Source organism: Gibbsiella dentisursi (genome assembly GCF_039539505.1).
Taxonomy (GTDB): domain Bacteria; phylum Pseudomonadota; class Gammaproteobacteria; order Enterobacterales; family Enterobacteriaceae; genus Gibbsiella; species Gibbsiella quercinecans.
On record NZ_BAABDG010000017.1, the window covers coordinates 1 to 1,196 of the forward strand.

Annotated in this window: 1 protein-coding gene; it reads left to right on the forward strand. The window is 49.6% G+C overall.

The annotated features are described in order from the left end of the window. Positions 1 to 70 precede the first annotated feature (70 nt). Positions 71 to 1,158 (forward strand): IS3 family transposase gene (locus ABFX35_RS23685; RefSeq protein WP_346083183.1). Its coding sequence is split into 2 segments (ribosomal slippage): positions 71 to 323 and positions 323 to 1,158, totalling 1,089 coding nucleotides; the frame shifts between segments, so codons are not numbered across the junction. Positions 1,159 to 1,196: the final 38 nt, after the last annotated feature.

Consider the following 1,196-nt stretch of genomic DNA (forward strand, 5'->3'; position numbering starts at 1 on the left):
GGTAATCCCCCCGAAAAACCGGTGTGTTCATAAGTAGAATTTTCTCGTAACCTGAACCGGGGAGATCTCTATGAAAAAATCACGTTTCACTGACAGCCAGATCATGTCCATCCTGAAGCAAGCCGAGGCAGGAACGCCGGTGGCCGAACTGTGCCGCGAACATGGCATGAGCAACGCCAGTTTCTATAAGTGGCGTTCACGCTTTGGCGGGATGGATGCTTCCATGATGACCCGCCTCAAAGAACTGGAAGAGGAAAACCGTCGCCTCAAAAAAATGTATGCTGAAGAGCGTCTCAAGGCCGAAATTATTCAGGAAGCCATGGCAAAAAAGTGGTGAAGCCATCGCGTCGAAAGCAGATGGCGCAAGAAGCCGTCAGGAGCCGAAACGTCAGCGTGCGCTTTGCCTGCCGGCTGTTTGCTGTCAGCGAAAGTTGCTATCGCTACCAGCCGCAACGAAATGAAGAAAATGACGTCATCGCCGACTGGCTGCTCCGTATCACTGACAGTCAGCGTAACTGGGGATTTGGCCTGTGTTTTCTGTATCTGCGTAACGTAAAAGGTTTCCGGTTTAACCATAAAAGGGTGTACCGGATTTATTGCGGGTTGTCGCTTAACATGCGGATCAAGCCGAAAAAACGACTGAAACGGGATAAACCTGAGCCACTAGCGGTGCCTGAAAGTGGCAACGAATGCTGGTCGATGGATTTCATGCATGATCAGCTATCGGATGGACGTTCTGTTCGTTTACTGAATGTTATCGATGACTTTAATCGGGAAGCGCTGGCGATTGAGGTGGATTTTTCCCTGCCAGCGAGTCGGGTGGTCAAAACACTGGAGCAACTCATTGAATGGAAGGGAAAACCAGCAGCTATCCGGTGCGATAACGGGCCAGAATATACAGGCAGGATACTGATGTCATGGGCGGCCCGACAGAATATAACCCTGCGTTTTATTCAGCCCGGTAAACCTCAGCAGAACGCTTATATTGAGCGATATAATCGTACAGTACGCTATGACTGGCTAGGGCAGTACCTGTTTTCCTCGCTGGATGAATTGCAGGACTATGCCACACGCTGGCAATGGTTTTATAATCACGAGCGTCCGAATATGGCATTGAATGGCTACACGCCGATGCAGCATATTCAACGCATGACCTGATTCTACTTATCACCTCCGTTAAAAATGGGAAGATTACC